General features: G+C 70.3%; 16 protein-coding genes and 1 riboswitch. Of the genes, 10 read left to right on the forward strand and 6 right to left on the reverse strand.

Features of this window, described 5'->3' with window-relative positions; all coding sequences use genetic code 11:
* Positions 1–1,439: 1,439 nt before the first annotated feature.
* Positions 1,440–2,033, reverse strand: coding sequence for a DinB family protein (locus HUW46_RS10050; RefSeq protein ID WP_215546999.1), 594 nt, complete (start codon positions 2,031–2,033; stop codon positions 1,440–1,442).
* Positions 2,034–2,620: 587 nt separating this feature from the next.
* A complete protein-coding gene (gene folP / locus HUW46_RS10055) occupies positions 2,621–3,472 on the reverse strand; it encodes a dihydropteroate synthase (protein WP_215547000.1) in 852 nt (283 codons plus the stop codon).
* A gap of 25 nt (positions 3,473–3,497) precedes the next feature.
* A riboswitch (ZMP/ZTP riboswitch) is annotated at positions 3,498–3,588 on the reverse strand.
* A 157-nt stretch (positions 3,589–3,745) separates the two neighbouring features.
* Between folP and HUW46_RS10060 the strand changes: the two genes are divergently transcribed.
* Complete coding sequence (locus HUW46_RS10060; protein WP_215547001.1) at positions 3,746–4,492, forward strand: S1 family peptidase; 747 nt, start codon at positions 3,746–3,748, stop codon at positions 4,490–4,492.
* A 13-nt stretch (positions 4,493–4,505) separates the two neighbouring features.
* Here the strand turns inward: HUW46_RS10060 and HUW46_RS10065 are convergent, their stop codons facing one another.
* Positions 4,506–5,147: a TMEM175 family protein gene (locus HUW46_RS10065; protein ID WP_215547002.1), complete on the reverse strand. Its 642-nt coding sequence runs from the start codon at positions 5,145–5,147 to the stop codon at positions 4,506–4,508.
* A 23-nt stretch (positions 5,148–5,170) separates the two neighbouring features.
* The gene (locus HUW46_RS10070; RefSeq protein ID WP_215547003.1) at positions 5,171–5,698 is read right to left on the reverse strand and encodes a DUF6790 family protein; all 528 of its coding nucleotides are present in this window, start codon (positions 5,696–5,698) and stop codon (positions 5,171–5,173) included.
* A gap of 56 nt (positions 5,699–5,754) precedes the next feature.
* Between HUW46_RS10070 and HUW46_RS10075 the strand changes: the two genes are divergently transcribed.
* Together HUW46_RS10075 and HUW46_RS10080 are read left to right on the forward strand one after the other, a co-directional pair.
* A complete protein-coding gene (locus HUW46_RS10075) occupies positions 5,755–6,174 on the forward strand; it encodes a MarR family winged helix-turn-helix transcriptional regulator (protein ID WP_215547004.1) in 420 nt (139 codons plus the stop codon).
* 48 nt (positions 6,175–6,222) lie between these two features.
* Positions 6,223–7,110, forward strand: a complete 888-nt coding sequence (locus HUW46_RS10080; RefSeq protein WP_215547005.1) for a polysaccharide deacetylase family protein — start codon at positions 6,223–6,225, stop codon at positions 7,108–7,110.
* On the opposite strand, the gene HUW46_RS10085 is transcribed toward HUW46_RS10080, so the two are convergent.
* Complete coding sequence (locus HUW46_RS10085; protein WP_215547006.1) at positions 7,107–8,030, reverse strand: SAM-dependent methyltransferase; 924 nt, start codon at positions 8,028–8,030, stop codon at positions 7,107–7,109. The two genes, HUW46_RS10080 and HUW46_RS10085, sit on opposite strands and share 4 nt — an antisense overlap.
* Before the next feature lie 91 nt (positions 8,031–8,121).
* Here HUW46_RS10085 and HUW46_RS10090 point away from each other — a divergent pair, with 91 nt between their 5' ends.
* The 5 genes from HUW46_RS10090 (at position 8,122) to HUW46_RS10110 (ending at position 12,378) form a co-directional block, all read left to right on the forward strand.
* Positions 8,122–8,697, forward strand: a complete 576-nt coding sequence (locus tag HUW46_RS10090) for a TetR/AcrR family transcriptional regulator (RefSeq protein WP_254126019.1) — start codon at positions 8,122–8,124, stop codon at positions 8,695–8,697.
* A 7-nt stretch (positions 8,698–8,704) separates the two neighbouring features.
* Entirely contained in the window at positions 8,705–10,243 is a 1,539-nt protein-coding gene (locus tag HUW46_RS10095) for a PucR family transcriptional regulator (RefSeq protein ID WP_215547007.1), read from the forward strand.
* A 115-nt stretch (positions 10,244–10,358) separates the two neighbouring features.
* Positions 10,359–11,621, forward strand: coding sequence for an NAD(P)/FAD-dependent oxidoreductase (locus tag HUW46_RS10100; RefSeq protein ID WP_215547008.1), 1,263 nt, complete (start codon positions 10,359–10,361; stop codon positions 11,619–11,621).
* 7 nt (positions 11,622–11,628) lie between these two features.
* On the forward strand, positions 11,629–11,802 hold the full coding sequence (locus HUW46_RS10105; protein WP_215547009.1) for a hypothetical protein: 174 nt from the start codon (positions 11,629–11,631) through the stop codon (positions 11,800–11,802).
* Between the two features lie 96 nt (positions 11,803–11,898).
* Positions 11,899–12,378 carry a GreA/GreB family elongation factor gene (locus tag HUW46_RS10110; protein ID WP_215547010.1) on the forward strand — a complete coding sequence of 160 codons (480 nt, stop codon included), beginning with the start codon at positions 11,899–11,901 and terminating at the stop codon, positions 12,376–12,378.
* 13 nt (positions 12,379–12,391) lie between these two features.
* On the opposite strand, the gene HUW46_RS10115 is transcribed toward HUW46_RS10110, so the two are convergent.
* Positions 12,392–12,877, reverse strand: coding sequence for a hypothetical protein (locus tag HUW46_RS10115; RefSeq protein WP_215547011.1), 486 nt, complete (start codon positions 12,875–12,877; stop codon positions 12,392–12,394).
* Between the two features lie 86 nt (positions 12,878–12,963).
* Between HUW46_RS10115 and HUW46_RS10120 the strand changes: the two genes are divergently transcribed.
* Both HUW46_RS10120 and HUW46_RS10125 read left to right on the forward strand, forming a co-directional pair.
* On the forward strand, positions 12,964–14,118 hold the full coding sequence (locus tag HUW46_RS10120) for a sensor histidine kinase (RefSeq protein WP_254126020.1): 1,155 nt from the start codon (positions 12,964–12,966) through the stop codon (positions 14,116–14,118).
* Positions 14,115–14,720 (forward strand): response regulator transcription factor, encoded by a 606-nt coding sequence (locus tag HUW46_RS10125; protein ID WP_215547013.1) that lies wholly within the window; start codon positions 14,115–14,117, stop codon positions 14,718–14,720. Before HUW46_RS10120 ends, HUW46_RS10125 begins: the two co-directional genes overlap by 4 nt.
* The last annotated feature ends 72 nt before the right edge of the window (positions 14,721–14,792 follow it).

Genomic DNA, 14,792 nt, shown 5'->3' on the forward strand with positions numbered 1-14,792 from the left:
TCCCCTTCCCGACTGTCCATTGTGGTCTCCTGCGAGCCCGAGGGTGGGGGCAGGTGCATCTCCGGTTGGCGACGGGCATCCGATCCAGACACTCGCGACGGACGCTGCCCACCCAGTGCTCGAATACTCGCGCCAACAGCGAATACAGCAATCTCACGATCACAGCACGTGATCGCGAGTCACGGCACCGTCACGCCATCAACCCGCCGACCCCACGCGCCACGAACCAGCTGGTCAGCACCCAGGACAGCGGTTCCGGCACCCACAGGCAACTCGGCAAGGCCGCTGCCGCACAAGCTGCTCGATCGCCCCGGCAAGTTACGTGGACACGAAGCCGCTTCTGCTGGGCCCATACCGTGCGCGCCTTACCGAGATCGGCCCGGCAGCCCCCACTACTACGCGAGGTGCTCGCGTCTCCGAGACGCTTCGCCAGCATCGAGGGCTGGAACTGACAGCATCAGCTGTTCTCGAGCGCGAAAAGAACATATCAGAATCCAGACCAGTAGCTATTGATCGCAAGTATGATCTTGAATTCGACAAATGCATGCGTGTTGACCCCGCAGATCGGTTGCTCCTTCGAAGGTGATCTCGTTGCGCTCCAGGCACCCCACGGCTCTGGGCAGATCCTGGAGGTGCCGACCCGCACTCCTGCCGCGGCCAGCACGGCGGAGAAACCGGCAGCCAGCGTGTGGTGATCCGACGACAATCCGCGCTATCGTGGTCAAGTCAACTCGCAGTGACAACCGGATTTCCTTGCCTCGCCCGATTGTGGAGTCATGTCCGCGCAGTCGCTGCACCCACTGCCCAGCGCACGGCGTCCACGCTCCAGTCGCGCCCCGGACACTGAGCGGAATGTGACGGTGTGAGGCGACAAACGATGATCGCTCTCACCACGGGGGGGGGATCCTCGCGGCGAGCACCGCCGGATGTGCCGATTCGAGGCTCAGAGCCACGGACGCGGCCACTCACCAAGTCCGTGAGCACGCACATCGGATAGCAGGCGAATTACAGCAAGCGCTCGCCAGCTCGCCCGAATCCCTCGACCGCACGATCTCGACTCTGAGCAGCGAGGAACCGGAAGGCCACGTCACGGATCTCGGTCACACCCTGGGCCGAGACGGCACTTTCCGTGCCGATCTCGCGTTGATCGGCACAGCGGAGGCGGGCGGCGGCGGTCTTTACGAGCAGGTCGCGGTCCGGTTGTGTGCCAAATACTCCGGCCAGACCGGACCTGGCCTTGAGGTCGAGGCCGAAGACCTGGAATGCCCACCATCGTTGCCTGGGAACTTCTTCGGCCTGCCAGTCGTCGCGATCGCAACTCTGTCCGGTTGACCGGGCGCCGGTAGACCACCCGCCGTCGTGGATGAGGAACGGTCGTCCCCGCACGCGCGGGCTGGTCTCCGGCCCGACGGGCGGTGGTGCACGACTGGCGGCGTGCCTCAGGTCAGGAGGGTGCCCGGCACCGGCTGGTACGGCTGGAAGAAGTCGTTGGCGCTCGCCCCGGCCAGGGTCAGCACCAGCGTCGGCACCGCGACACCGTCGATCTGCTCGCGGATGATGTCGGCGTGGCCCGCGTGCCGGGCGCATTCCTCGATCAGGTGCACCAGGGAGTAACGGGCGTGAATCGGCCTGGCGTCGAAGATCCCGTGCCATGGCGCGGGAGGCGCTACAGCGTCACCGTCCGGATCGGTCGCGGCGACCGCGACCAGCAGCTCGGCTCGCACCCGGTCGAACTCCTCGATGGTCCCGGCCACCGTCTCGTCCTCGCGCACGGTGAAGCTGTCGGTGAACACGGCGTACGCCGCCGCGTCGACCGGCTGCTCGATGACCTCGGTTCGCAACCGCGCCAACGCTCCCCGCATGACGTATGCCGCGTGCTTGATGATGCCCCCGACCGACAGCGCGCTCCGGCACGGCGTCTCGCGCGCCTGCTCCTCGGTCAGGCCGAACGCGGCCGCACGGATGGCCGTGAACTGCTCGTCGATGTAGTTGACCAGGCCGGTGACCTCGTCGTGCTGAGCGGGTGCGTACATCGTTCCGACCTCCGGGGTTCCACGGTGCTGGTGTGGAGACCACTCTGCCAGCCCTAACGGTCAGGTTCTGTCCTCTATCGAACCCGGGTGGCGCGGATGCCGGTAGCCCGTTGCCGGACTTGGACGCCGAGGCGTGCTCGATCACGGCGAAGTCACACGGCCGACCGAGCACGAGCGTCCACATCGTCCGGTCATAGTCCATTGTGGCCGGACGATGTGGACACTGAAGAGCTGGTGGTGTGAGACCGGCCTGATTCGGCCGAGCCCGCCGACGCACAGCTCGGTTCGGCGTCCGGCAGCGGGCCGCCGGTCACCAGCTTGGCGATACGGCGCGGCCGGTATCCGCTGGAGGCCACCGGCCCCACTTCGTCCTCGATCGAGTCGACGGTGGCGGCCACTGCTTCTTCGTCGACGATGTCGAACGCGCGCGCCGCGACCTCGTTCGGCGATCGCGAGCCCGATCCCGCGACTGGAACCGGTGATCAGGGCGGCCCGGCCGGTGACGTCGAACGCCGATGTCATGGACTGCCTTCCGGTTCGCCACCGCCTGGTGAGGTGACCGTAGTCGCCGCCCGGATCCGGGCGCGTCATCGGCTGGCTCCCGCGTGCCGGTCCAAAGCGGTGAGGACCGTGAGCGCGTCCCGCAGCGCGGCGACGTCGTGGGTCCGGATGAAGTCGACGCTGTGAGTGGCCGCGTACAGTTCCGCGGCCAGGCTGGCTGGTCCGATGTCCGGCAGCGCTCGCCCGGTGATCGCGCGGAGGAACGACTTCCGCGACGGCGAAACCATGATCGGGACGCCGAACCGGGCTCTGATCGCTCCGAGTTCGGCCAGGACCGCCAGCGACGGTTCCGGGGTGGCGCCGAGAAAGTATCCGAGCCCGGGATCGATGATCAGCCGTTCCCGGTCGACGCCTGCCGCCTGGAGCGCGGCCAGGCGCCGTTCGAAGAACCGCTCCATCGCCGCCAGTACCGTCCGCGCCTCGGTTCGCACCTTGGTCGCGGGTCCGTGCCGCTGCACGGAGTGCATGACGATCAGGCGGCATCCGGTGTCGGCCAGCTCCGCGTACCGGTCCGGGTCGGGAAAACCCTGGATGTCGTTGAGAAACATGGCACCGCGAGCGGCGGCGAACCGGTGGGTCCGGGGTTGGCACGAGTCGACCGACACCGGGACGCCGTCGGCGACCAACTGGTCCAGGACCGGGTCCAGCCGCCGCAGCTCCTCGTCGGCGGTCACCGGCTCAGCGCCAGGATGACTGGCCGCGGGGCCGAGTTCGACGACATCGGCGCCCGCCGCCAGCAAGCGGCGAGCGTGCGCGAGCGCATCCGCGGGCGCGAAGAACCTGCCACCGTCGGAGAACGAGTCCGCGGTGACGTTGACGATCCCCACCAGCCGAGGCCAGCGCCGGGACAGTTCCGATGAGGTCAGCTGACGAACCATGCCGTGGCTCCCGGATCGCGATCCCCATGAGAGCCCAGGCGTACGGCACGACGTCAGGTCGACGAGGCCGCTTCCCGATGGTGATCCATCTCCAAACGCCAGTCACGGCCTGACGCACACGCTAACACCGAAGTGGCGTGCGGAGCCAAGGTCGGTGGATCGAGTTGTCCCGAGCGGCTTCGCCCGAAGGGGGAATCCCGCGGAGCGGCCTGGCTGGTTAGCGTGGATCACCGAGCACCGGTATTCCGCCGGTGGCCCGAACGAGGGGAAAGAATGCGCGTCCGCGCCGCCATCACCGCAGCGATCCTTTTGCCCGTCCTGACCGCGAGCCCGGCCTTCGCCGTCGCCGACGGTTCCGACGTCGCGCCCGGCCAGTTCGGCTTCACCGCCAAAGTGGCCATGACGGGCATTCCGCGCCCCGGCGGAAACACCTACGCGAGCTTCTGTTCCGGCTCGCTCGTCGCACCGCAGTGGATCATCACCACCGGCCACTGCTTCCACGACGCGAACCGCGACCGCGTGTCCGGCCCGGTCCCGTACCCGACCACGGTCACGCTCGGACTCGTCGACGAGACGAAGGAAAAAGGCGTCACCCGCAAGGTCACGCAGGTACTCCAGGCGCAACCGAACGACGTCGCGTTGGCGCGCCTCGACAGCCCGGTCACCGAAGTGACCCCGTTGACCGTGCACGAACTCGTCCCGGGCGTCGGCCAGCGCCTGACACTGGCCGGATGGGGCGGCCACACCGCGAAGGACCAGGCACCGTCGAAGAAGCTCCAGCAGGGCACGGTGCAGATCTCCTCGGTGGGTACCGCGACGGCCACCGTCCACGGTGTCGCGCCCGCCGCCACCACCAGCGCCTGCGCCTACGACTCCGGCGCACCGTACTTCGTGCCGTCCGGATCCGGTGGCCAGCTCGTGTCGGTGGAGACCAACGGCCCGGACTGCCCGCACACCGGCGCCGAAACGACGTCGCGGGTGGACGTGCTCGCGGGCTGGATCTCCGCGAACGCGAAATAGGCACCGCTCCCGATCAGCCACGGGACAACGCCCTGCCCTGGATGCGGCCGGCGACGGTGAGCACGACCGGTGCCGCGAGCCAGCACAGGTAGGAGGTGGTGCTCCCGGTCAGGAACGCGACGGGGACGGACACCGCGAACACCGCGGCCAGGCAAATGCTGCGCAGCAGGCTCTGGGCGAACACCGGGGGTGGCCCGTCGGCGCGGTAGAGGTGTTCGCGGCGGATTTCCTGGATGATCAGGGCGAACGACGCCGACGCCAGGACCTGCACGATCGCGTACAGGCTGAACCGGGGCGGGAAGGCGCCGTCCGCGGTGATCACGCGGGTCGCGAACGGCATCAGGACCTGCATGAACAGCCACGCCAGGGTGAGGCTGATCAACCGGCCGCTCGGCCTGCGGACGTGCTGGAAGATTTCGTGGTGGGCACGCCAATGGGCGGCGATCACCACGAAGCTGAGCGCGAAGGCCAGGTACTCCTTGCCGTGGGACACCACCGACCCCACCAGGGCATCGGTGGTGTCCCCGGTGGGGACGGGGAGTTCCAGCGCCAGCAGGGTGAGCGCGATCGCGATCACCGCGTCGACGAACATGCTCAGCCGCTCGGCGGCGATCATGGGTGCCGTGTCGGTCGTGGGGTCGGCTTGCGTGGCCATGGTGAGCAGCGGTTCCTTCGGTGTCAGGCGGCGAGTTCCGCGGCGGGCTGGGGTGTGGCCGCCAGCCGCCGGGACTTCACGGCGAGGATGATCATGACGGCGGGGATGAGGATGTCGGTGACGAGAACGCCGCCGGTGTTGCCGGGGGCGTGGTCTCCGTTGGCGAACCACTGGTAGACGTGCCCGATCACGGCTCCCCACAGGAACATCCCGGCGCCGAGCCCGATCGTGATGCGCTCGCGCGCCGACGCCGAGGCAGCGCGGAAGCCCAGGATGGCCAGCCCGAGGTTGGCGAAGGCGATCTCGAACATGAACGGCGTCCGGTCGAAGCCGATCGCGGTGGCCATCACCTCCGGGGCGGCGGTGAACGCGACCGTCATCCACAGGCTGCCGAACCCCATGGCACCGATGGCCCACCAGCGTTGCCAGATCTCCAAGCGCTGCTGGGGCGAGGTGGCGTGGCGGGCCCGCAGGAAGGCCCCGATGGCAGGCACCACGATCCACACGAGCGGGAACGCGGACTGGGCGAAGTAAGCGATGTCGTAGTTCATGACCACAGTCTTACCTGGTTAATATTAACTCGTCAACACTCTGCTAGGGTGGGCTAATGGACGACGGACTCGCAGACCTGCTCCACCGCGTGGTCATGCTGCTGGGCGAAGCGACCCGGCGGCGCACCGATAGCCGAGACGGCTTGACCTACAGCCAGATACGACTACTGGGCACGCTGGAGGACATCGAGCCCGCGACGCAGCATCAGCTCGCGCAGGCACTGTCGATATCCGACCCGGCGATCAGCCGAGCACTACGGCCACTCGAAACCGACGGCCTCATCCAGATCACCATCGACCCCGAACACGCCCGGCGGCGGCTGGTCCGCCTCACCGACACCGGCCGGAAAGCCTTCCACACGGCCGGAAAACCGCTCTACGACGAATTCCGCACCGCACTCCTCGCCGCGGGCTTCCCCTACGAGCGCTACCTCCAAGACACCCTCCGCCTGGCCGAACTCCTCGAACCCGACTGAGCGCACCGAGGTACCACAGAATGAAACGTGAAGCCTTCAGGAGGACTCGTGAGTGAACCGTGGCAGTGGGACGAACAGACCTGGCGCGGGCACGTCGAGCGCGTGCGCGCCGGGCGGCCGTTGCGGCCGGACTCCTGGCCCGGCGGCGCCGAAGTGGCGGTGGCGTTGTCGTTCGACTCCGACCACGAGACGATCCCGTTGCGCGACGCCGAGGTGCTGCCGGGAAAGCTGTCGCAGGGCGAGTACGGCGCGCGGGCCGGCGTGCCCCGGATCCTGAAGCTGCTCGACCGGTTCGAAGCGCCGTCGACGTTCTTCGTGCCCGCCGTGTCCGCGCTCCTGCACGACGGCGAGGCGAAGTCCTATGTGGACGCCGGGCACGAAATCGCGCTGCACGGCTGGATACACGAACGCAACACCCAGCTTCCCGCCGAAACCGAACGCGATCTCACCTTCCGGGCCTCGGACACGCTGGAACGCCTCACCGGTACGCGTCCGGTCGGCATCCGCACCCCGTCGTGGGACTTCTCCGCGCATTCGCTGCGGATCATCCGCGAACTGGGCCTGACCTACGACTCGTCGCTGATGGCCGACGACGACTGCTACGAGATCGTCGCCGACGGCGAACCCACCGGCATCGTGGAACTTCCGGTCGAATGGATCCGCGACGACGCGCCGTACTTCACGATGGACCGGTTCGGGCCGCAACGCCCGTACACGCCGCCACGCGGGGTGTTGTCGATCTGGCGCGACGAATTCGACCTCGCCCGCGCCGAAGGCGGCATCTTCCAGCTCACGCTCCACCCGCACGTCATCGGGCATCGCTCCCGGATCGCGATCCTCACCGAGCTGCTCGACCACATCGCTTCGCACGAGGGCGTCTGGTTCGCCACGCACGCCCAAATCGCCGACCACGTGGCCCTCGGAAAGGACCTCTAGGACGCCGAGGACGATCCGAAGGTGCCGACGACGTAGCGCACGTCGCCCATGCGCAGGTCGTCGTCCGCGGGGAGCGGCAACCCGGTGGCGGTGAACAGGTCCCTGGTGCTGGATCCGGTCACCGTCCAGCCGAGACCGGCCAGGTACGGAGCCGCTTCGTTGCGCTCGCCGAAGTAGCGCAGCCTCGCCATGTCGGTATCGAACCCGTGCGCACGCCAGCGCGCGGAGATGCGGTCCAAGCCTTCCTTCGTTTTCTCCTCGTCGCCCGGTCGCGGGTTGGGCCTGCTTTCGGTCGCGATCCGGCTCCCCGGCGCGCTGAGCTCGGTGATGGTGTCCAGCAGGCTGTCCTGCGCCTCGGGCGGGAGGTAGCCCAGCAGTCCTTCGGCACTCCACGCGGCCGGGCGGACCGGGTCGAATCCGGCGGCGCGCAGGACGGCCGGCCAGTCCTCGCGCAGGTCGGCCGCGACCACCCGCCGCTCGGCGGTGGGCGCGGCGCCCAACGCGGCCAGCGCGCGGGTCTTGAATTCGAGGACCCTCGGCTGGTCGATTTCGTACACCACGGTGCCGCTCGGCCAGCTCAGCCGGTACGCGCGGGAATCCAGCCCCGAAGCCAGGATCACGACCTGCGCCACACCCGCGGCCGTCGCGTCGAGGAAGAATTCGTCGTAGAACCTGGTGCGCACCTTGGCCACTTCGATCGCCACCGGCGCGACCAGGTCACCGGGCGGTGCTTCCCCGGTCGCCAGCCGGGTGAGCAGGTCGACGCCGACCGCCCGGACGAGCGGTTCGGCGAACGGGTCGTCGACGGGTGACCGCTCGGCGCGGGCCGCGATCGCCCTGACCGCCGCGGACATGGTGGCCGTCGCGCCAACGCTGGACGCGAGGTCCCAGGTGTCTCCGTCGCGCCTGGTGGAAGTCACGCTCTCCCCTTTCGGTAATCCCGTGCTTTTCCGGGTTCTGTCGGAGCGGAACCGTAACGGGGGCACCCGTCCGGCTGGCTAAAGTGAGAGCGTGCCCGCCCGTTTGCCTCACCTGCGTTCCGACGCCAGGGACAACCGCGAACGCATCCTCGACGCGGCCCGCGTGGTCTTCGCGTCCGGCGATCTCGGCGTGCCGATCCGGGAGATCGCCCGGCGCGCCGAAGTCGGCCCCGCCACGGTGTACCGCCATTTCCCGACCAAGGAGAGCCTGGCCGCGGCGACGTTCACCGATCAGCTGCGCGCATGGCGGTCCGTTGTGGACGAAGGGCTCGCCGACCCCGATCCGTGGCACGGCTTCTGCCGCGCGGTCGAGGGGCTCTGCGAGCTGCGAGCGCGCGACCGCGGTTTCGCCTCGGCCGTCAAATCCGCGTTCCCGCGCGCCCTGGACTTCACCGCGATGCGCACCGCCTCGCTGACCTCGGCGGCCGAATTGGTCCGCCGCGCCAAGGAAACCGGGCGTCTGCGTTCCGACGTCGCGGTGGATGACCTGATCCTCATGATCATGGCCAACGACGGTATCCACGCGAGCACGACGGCGGCGCGGATCGCGGCCTCCCGGCGTTTCGCCGCACTCATGATCCAGGCGTTCGAGGCACGTTCCGTATAAACGGGGCATGGTCACGCTGGATCGGCTCGTCAACGTCCTCGGTGGGTACGGCGCGCGGTTGTGCTGCTGCCCCGTCGCGCGGGAGGTGGGGCTGAGCGACGTGGCGGTGGACGATCCCGCCGACGCGCGGCGGCTTCGCGGCGACGTCTACCTCGCGGTGGGGATCGAATCCGTGCTCGAAGCCGTCGAGCGGGCCGCCGCCGCGCGGGCGTCCGTCGTGCTGGTGCGCGGGTCCGAGCCGCCGGGGCCGGACGCTGTCGCGAAAGCGGACGAGGGCAGGGTCGCGGTCCTCCTCATCGATCCGGAAGTGTCGTGGGGACAGCTCGCCGGTGTGGTCTACGGCCTCGTGCTCGAAGGGCGCGAGACGGCGTCCGGCCGCGGCCCGACCGACCTGTTCGCGCTGGCCGACAGCCTCGCCGACGCGCTCGACAGCGCGGTCGTCATCGAGGACCAGCTGTCCCGCGTGCTCGCGTACTCCAACCGCCAGCAGGGCGCGGACCAGGTGCGGCTGGAGACGATTCTCGGCAGGCGGGTGCCGGATCCGGTTCGCGAGCTGTTCGAGCGCCGCGGGGTGTTCGCGCACCTCGCCGAGTCCGACGAGCCGTTGTTCGTCGAAGCCGCGCCCGAGCACGGGCTGACCGGGCGCATGGTGGTCGCGGTCAGGGCGGGGCGGGAGACGCTCGGGTCGATCTGGGTGGAGTGCGAGCGGCCGCTGTCGGAGGTCCGGCGCACGGTGCTGCACGACAGTTCGCGCACGGTCGGGCTGCACCTGCTGCGCTCGCGCGCGAGCGCCGATCTCGAGCGGCAGGTCGAATCGGACCTGGTCATCCGCCTGCTGGAGGGCACCCCGGACGCGGCGGCCGTGCTGAGCAGGCTCGGGCTCCCGCCCGACCGGTTCCGCGTGGTCGCGCTCCAGGCGCACATCGCCGAGGAGCGGCACGCCGCGCTCCTGCTCGCGTTCGAACGCGCGACCACCGGTTTCGGCTGGTCCCGGCCGGGGCGGAGCACGTTGTTCAGCAACACCGTCTACACCGTCCTGCCCGGCGAGGGCGTCGCGACGGCGCGGGCGTGGCTCGACGGCATCCGCGACGCGTTGCCTGCGCAGGTCACGGTCGCGGCCGGGATCGGCGCGCCCGCGTCCACCGCGGAACTGCCGGCCAGCAGGCGGGAATCCGACGAATGCCTGGCACTGCACGACGCGCGCCCCGGCGGGGACGCCACCGTCGCCTACGACGAGTCGTGGGACGACATCCTCATCCTGCGGTTGCGCGCGGCGGCCGCGGCTGGCCGGTCCCCCGCCCGCGGGCCGATCGCCGACCTGGCCGGGCACGACGCCGCCAACGCCACCAGCTACGTCGCGACCCTGCGCGCGTGGCTGGAGACCCAGGGCGAGCTCACCGAAGCCGCGGAACGGCTCGGCGTGCATCCGAACACCATCCGCTACCGGCTGCGGAAGATGGCCGAGGTCACCCCGCTGCGGCTCGACCTGCCCGAGAAACGGCTGGCGATGATCATCGAGCTGGCTGTCTCCGATCCTCAGAATTGACCAGTACGGACAAAACGGCCCGCCCTGTTTGGCCGATTCCGACAAAGACCGCCCGCCGGATCCGGGTCATCCTGGCCGCATCGGCACCACGGCACGGTTCGGCGGAGGAAAGCAGATGGGCGATCTCGAGCGGATGGACGGTGGACCGCGTTCGGTGATCGTGGTCGGCGCGGGCATCGTCGGGCTGTCGACCGCCTGGTTCCTGCAGGAACGCGGGGTGCAGGTGACCGTGGTCGACCGCGAGGGCATCGCCGCGGGTTCGTCGTGGGGCAACGCGGGCTGGCTGTCGCCGGGGCTCGCGATCCCGCTCAACGAACCCGCTGTGCTCCGCTACGGGCTGCGCACGCTGCTCGACCGGCGGGCGCCGCTGCACGTCCCGGCCAGCCCCGACCCCCGGCTGTGGTCGTTCCTCGCCCGGTTCGCCGCGAACTGCACCACCCGGTCCTGGACCGCGGCGGTGCGCGCGAACCTGCCGTTGAACGAGGAATGCCTCGAAGCCTTCGACGTCCTGACCGCGAACGGCGTGGACGCGCCGACCGTCGACGCGCCCATCACCGCGCTGTTCGAGACCGCCGGGCAGGCCGAGACACTCGTCGCCGAGCTGGACCGGCTCGGCGACGCCGGGCAGCGAGTGTCGTGGACCCGCCTCGGCGGCGCCGAACTCCACGAGCGCTTCCCGCAGGTCACCTCCCGGATCGGCGCCGGTGTCCTGCTCGACGGGCAGCGGTACGCCGACCCCGGCCGGTTCACCGAATCGCTGGCGAGGGCGGTGCTCGCCAGGGGCGGGAGCATCCGCCACCGGTTCGACGTCACCGCGGTGCGCCGCCACCAGCACGCGTACACCGTCCGGTCGGCGAGCGGGCGGACCGCCAGCGCCAACGCCGTCGTGCTCGCGACCGGCGCGTGGCTGGGCGGGCTCGCCCGCAAGTGGGGCGTCCGCGTCCCGGTGCGGGCCGGGCGCGGGTACTCCTTCACCGTTCCGACCGACCAGCCGGTGCCGGGACCGCTGTACCTGCCGGGAATCCGGGTGGCGTGCACGCCGTACCAGGGCAGCCTGCGGGTCGCCGGGACGATGGAGTTCCGGAAACCGGGCGACCCGCCGCACCAGGCGCGCGTGGACGCGATCATCGCCTCGGCACGGCCCCTGCTCACCGGTGTCGATTGGAAACGGCGCACCGACACCTGGGTCGGCTCCCGGCCGGTCAGCGCCGACGGGCGTCCGGTGATCGGCGAGACCGGCGCGCCGGGGCTGTACGTCGCGGGCGGGCACGGGATGTGGGGGCTCACCCACGGCGCGATCACCGGACGGCTGCTCGCCGAGCAGATCACCACCGGCAAGCAGCCGGAGGCCCTGCGGCCGTTCGACCCGCTGCGGTGACGCGGCCGTGTCCACCGAACCCGCGGCGGCGCCGCCGCTGACCGGCGACGAACACGCCGAACTGAGCCGCCTCCGCGCGGAAAACGCCTTGCTGCGCGTCGAACGCGACATCCTCGTGAAGGCCGCGAGCTGGTTCGCCGCCGACGCCGGTGCGCTCACCCACCGCCCCGAGCCCCGCTGAACCCCGCGGGACTCCTCGAAGGTCCGTGAGGGCCGGAATCCTCGCTCGCAGGCCCGGCCCTCACGGGCGACCACGCGGATCCGAAAGGCACAACCCATGACAGCCACTCCCCCGCGTCCTTGGCTGACGCCCGGCGCCCACGCCCGCCTCGCCGCGGAACTCGCGGACCTGCGGCGCGCGCCCGGTCCCGGTGACGGGTCCGGCGAACAGGACCGCTTCGTGCTCGACCAGCACCGGCAGGCGCGCCTGCGGGAACTGCAGTACCTGCTGCGAAACGCCGTCGTCGGCGAGGATCCACCCGACGACGGCGTCGCCGAACCCGGCATGGTCCTCACCGTCCGCTACGACGACGGCGGGACGGAGACGTTCCTACTCGGCACGCGCGACGAGAACGGCCAGGACGATCTCGACGTCTATTCGCCGGAGTCGCCGCTCGGGCGCGCACTGCACGGCGCCGAACCGGGCGAACAGCGCGAGTACGAAGTTCCCAATGGCTCCATCGTGCGCGTGACGCTCGTCGACGCGCGTCCCTACGGACACCACCGAACCGTCCACAATGGTCAGTCCGGCCACTGAGCGCGCCGTCCCGTCACCCGCCCGTCAGCGCGCTCGCCCGCACCGCCGCGGCGGCGCGTTTGCGTTGCCGTCGCAACAGCGTCACGACGAGCGCGAACACCTGCAGTTCCGGTTCCAGGCCGGGAAGATCCGCGGTCGCGCCCGGTTTCCCGCGACCGGTGCTGGTGAGCGAGCCGATCGGGTTCCCCTTCTCGTCGAACGCGGACTGCTCCCGGCTCGCGAACGAGTTCCGCCGGAAGTGGAAGACCCGTCCGGCGGCGCGCAGCTGCCAGCGGCGGCCCACCCGGCTCGTGGCCGCCACGACCGACCCGCCGTCGTCGAGCAGTTCGTAGACGCGGGTGAACCGGTGCGACCGGACTTCGTAGCCGGTCCCGCCGAGCGGGAAGCAACCGCCGGAAAGCCGTTTCCTCCCGCCAGGCGAGAACGTCGTCAGCGCCCGGCCGTCCCGGGTGATCTCGTAGGAGCGGGTCGACAAGCTGGTCCTCTTCGCGTGCAACATGGGCCAACCCGACCATCCCGGTGCCGCCGGGTCCCCTGCCATCTGTCATGGGGCCGCGGCTGGCGCGTCGCCGTAGCATGATCGGCGTGGGCAAACGCGATCCCGGCGAGTTCTCCGCTCGCCAGTGGCCGGACTGGAGCTTCTGGCAGGACGCTCACGGCGGCCGGGGCCGCGTGGTCGTGGTCGCCGTCAACGGTTTCGCCCTGCTCTTCCTGATCGCGCGTGGCGTCGAGATCGCGGACGACTCGCACGGCACCGGTCTCGCACTCGGCGCACTGGTCTTCTACGGCCTCGCCTGCTTGACCGGCCTGTGGTTCGGGTCGCTGGCGCCCCCGCGGCAGCGGATCGCTTTCGTGGCCGTGGCTTTCGCGTTCGGGGCCGCGCCCGCGCTGCTGCTGGGCTCGCCCGCTTACCTGACCGATCTGACCTACGCCATCGCGCTCGGGCTCATGCTGCTGCCGCTGCGCTACTCGGCGTCGCTCGGTTTTCTCGTGGTGGCCTGCCAGATCGCGTGGATGCGGCTGGGCGAGGGCCGGGTGATCTGGGGGCTGGTGGCCACCCTCGTCGGCGTGACCGCCGCGCTGGGCACCGTGTTCGCGCTGTCCTTCACGATCGGGCACCTCAGAGCGGCGCGCGAGCAGGTCAAGCGGATGGCCGTGGACCAGGAACGCGAGCGCGTGGCGAGGGACCTGCACGACGTCCTCGGGCACAGCCTCTCCACGATGACGGTCAAACTCGGCCTGACCAGGCGGATACTGGAGTCCTCCGGCGACATCGATCCCGCGCTCGCCGAGATCCGCGAGCTCGAAGGGCTTTCCCGGCAAGCACTTTCCGACGTGCGGGCCACCGTGTCGGACTACCGCGCGGTGTCGCTCGCCAGCGAGCTCGCGGGCGCGCGCGTGGCGCTGCGGGCCGCCGGTGTCCGCGCCGACCTGCCCACCGCCGCCGACGACGTGCGGCCCGAGCTGAACGGGGTTTTCGGTTACGTGGTAAGGGAATCGGTCACCAACGTGCTGCGCCACTCCAGTGCGGGGAGCTGCCGCGTCCGGCTCGGCCGCGACTGGGTGGAGATCACCGACGACGGCACCGTCGCGCCGCGGACGGCCGCGGGGCACGGCCTCACCGGTCTCGCCGAACGACTGGCCGCCGTGTCCGGCACCCTCGAACACGGCGAAGGCCCCGACGGCGGTTTCCGGGTGCTCGCCCGCGGCCCCCGGCTCGCCGAGGCGGTCCAGCCGTGATCCGGGTGCTGCTGGCCGACGACCAGGCCCTCGTCCGCGGCGCGCTCGCTTCGATGCTGCGGATCGAACCCGATATCGACGTGGTCGCCGAAGTCGGTTCCGGCACCGAGGTGCTGGACGCGGCGAAGCGGACCTCCCCCGACATCGCGCTGCTGGACGTGCAGATGCCCGGCCTGGACGGGCTCGCGGTCGCCGCCCAGCTCCGCCACGCGCTGCCGGACTGCCGGGCCGTCATCTGCACCACGTTCAGCCGCCCCGGCTACCTCTCCAGGGCGATGTCCGCGGGCGCGGCCGGGTACGTGGTGAAGGACTCCCCACCCGAACAGCTCGTCAACGCGATCCGCCGCGTCCACTCCGGACTGCGCTTCATCGACCCCGCGCTCGCCGCCGAATCCCTCGCGAACGGCGCCAGCCCCCTCACCGATCGGGAAGCCGACGTCCTGCGCGCCACCGCCGACGGCGGCACCGTCGCGGACATCGCGAAAATCGTGGGACTGACCGAAGGCACCGTGCGCAACCACCTGTCCTCCGCGATCGGCAAAACCCAGGCCCGCACCCGCGCCGAAGCGGCCAGGCTCGCCGAAACGAACGGCTGGCTCTAGCGTCTGTATCGAAGTGGCGTAGCCACTTGAGTGGGCTATCAACCGGCACCGCCGCGGGTTCTCAGAAGTCTT

The sequence above is a fragment of the Amycolatopsis sp. CA-230715 genome (assembly GCF_018736145.1).
In the GTDB taxonomy this organism is placed as follows: domain Bacteria; phylum Actinomycetota; class Actinomycetes; order Mycobacteriales; family Pseudonocardiaceae; genus Amycolatopsis.

Coding starts and splice junctions, on each gene's coding strand:
- HUW46_RS10050 (WP_215546999.1), bottom strand. CDS start 2,033: ATGTACGCACCCGCTCAGCACGACGAGGTCACCGGCCTGGTCAACTAC.
- folP (WP_215547000.1), bottom strand. CDS start 3,472: ATGGTTCGTCAGCTGACCTCATCGGAACTGTCCCGGCGCTGGCCTCGG.
- HUW46_RS10060 (WP_215547001.1), top strand. CDS start 3,746: ATGCGCGTCCGCGCCGCCATCACCGCAGCGATCCTTTTGCCCGTCCTG.
- HUW46_RS10065 (WP_215547002.1), bottom strand. CDS start 5,147: ATGGCCACGCAAGCCGACCCCACGACCGACACGGCACCCATGATCGCC.
- HUW46_RS10070 (WP_215547003.1), bottom strand. CDS start 5,698: ATGAACTACGACATCGCTTACTTCGCCCAGTCCGCGTTCCCGCTCGTG.
- HUW46_RS10075 (WP_215547004.1), top strand. CDS start 5,755: ATGGACGACGGACTCGCAGACCTGCTCCACCGCGTGGTCATGCTGCTG.
- HUW46_RS10095 (WP_215547007.1), top strand. CDS start 8,705: ATGGTCACGCTGGATCGGCTCGTCAACGTCCTCGGTGGGTACGGCGCG.
- HUW46_RS10100 (WP_215547008.1), top strand. CDS start 10,359: ATGGGCGATCTCGAGCGGATGGACGGTGGACCGCGTTCGGTGATCGTG.
- HUW46_RS10110 (WP_215547010.1), top strand. CDS start 11,899: ATGACAGCCACTCCCCCGCGTCCTTGGCTGACGCCCGGCGCCCACGCC.
- HUW46_RS10115 (WP_215547011.1), bottom strand. CDS start 12,877: ATGTTGCACGCGAAGAGGACCAGCTTGTCGACCCGCTCCTACGAGATC.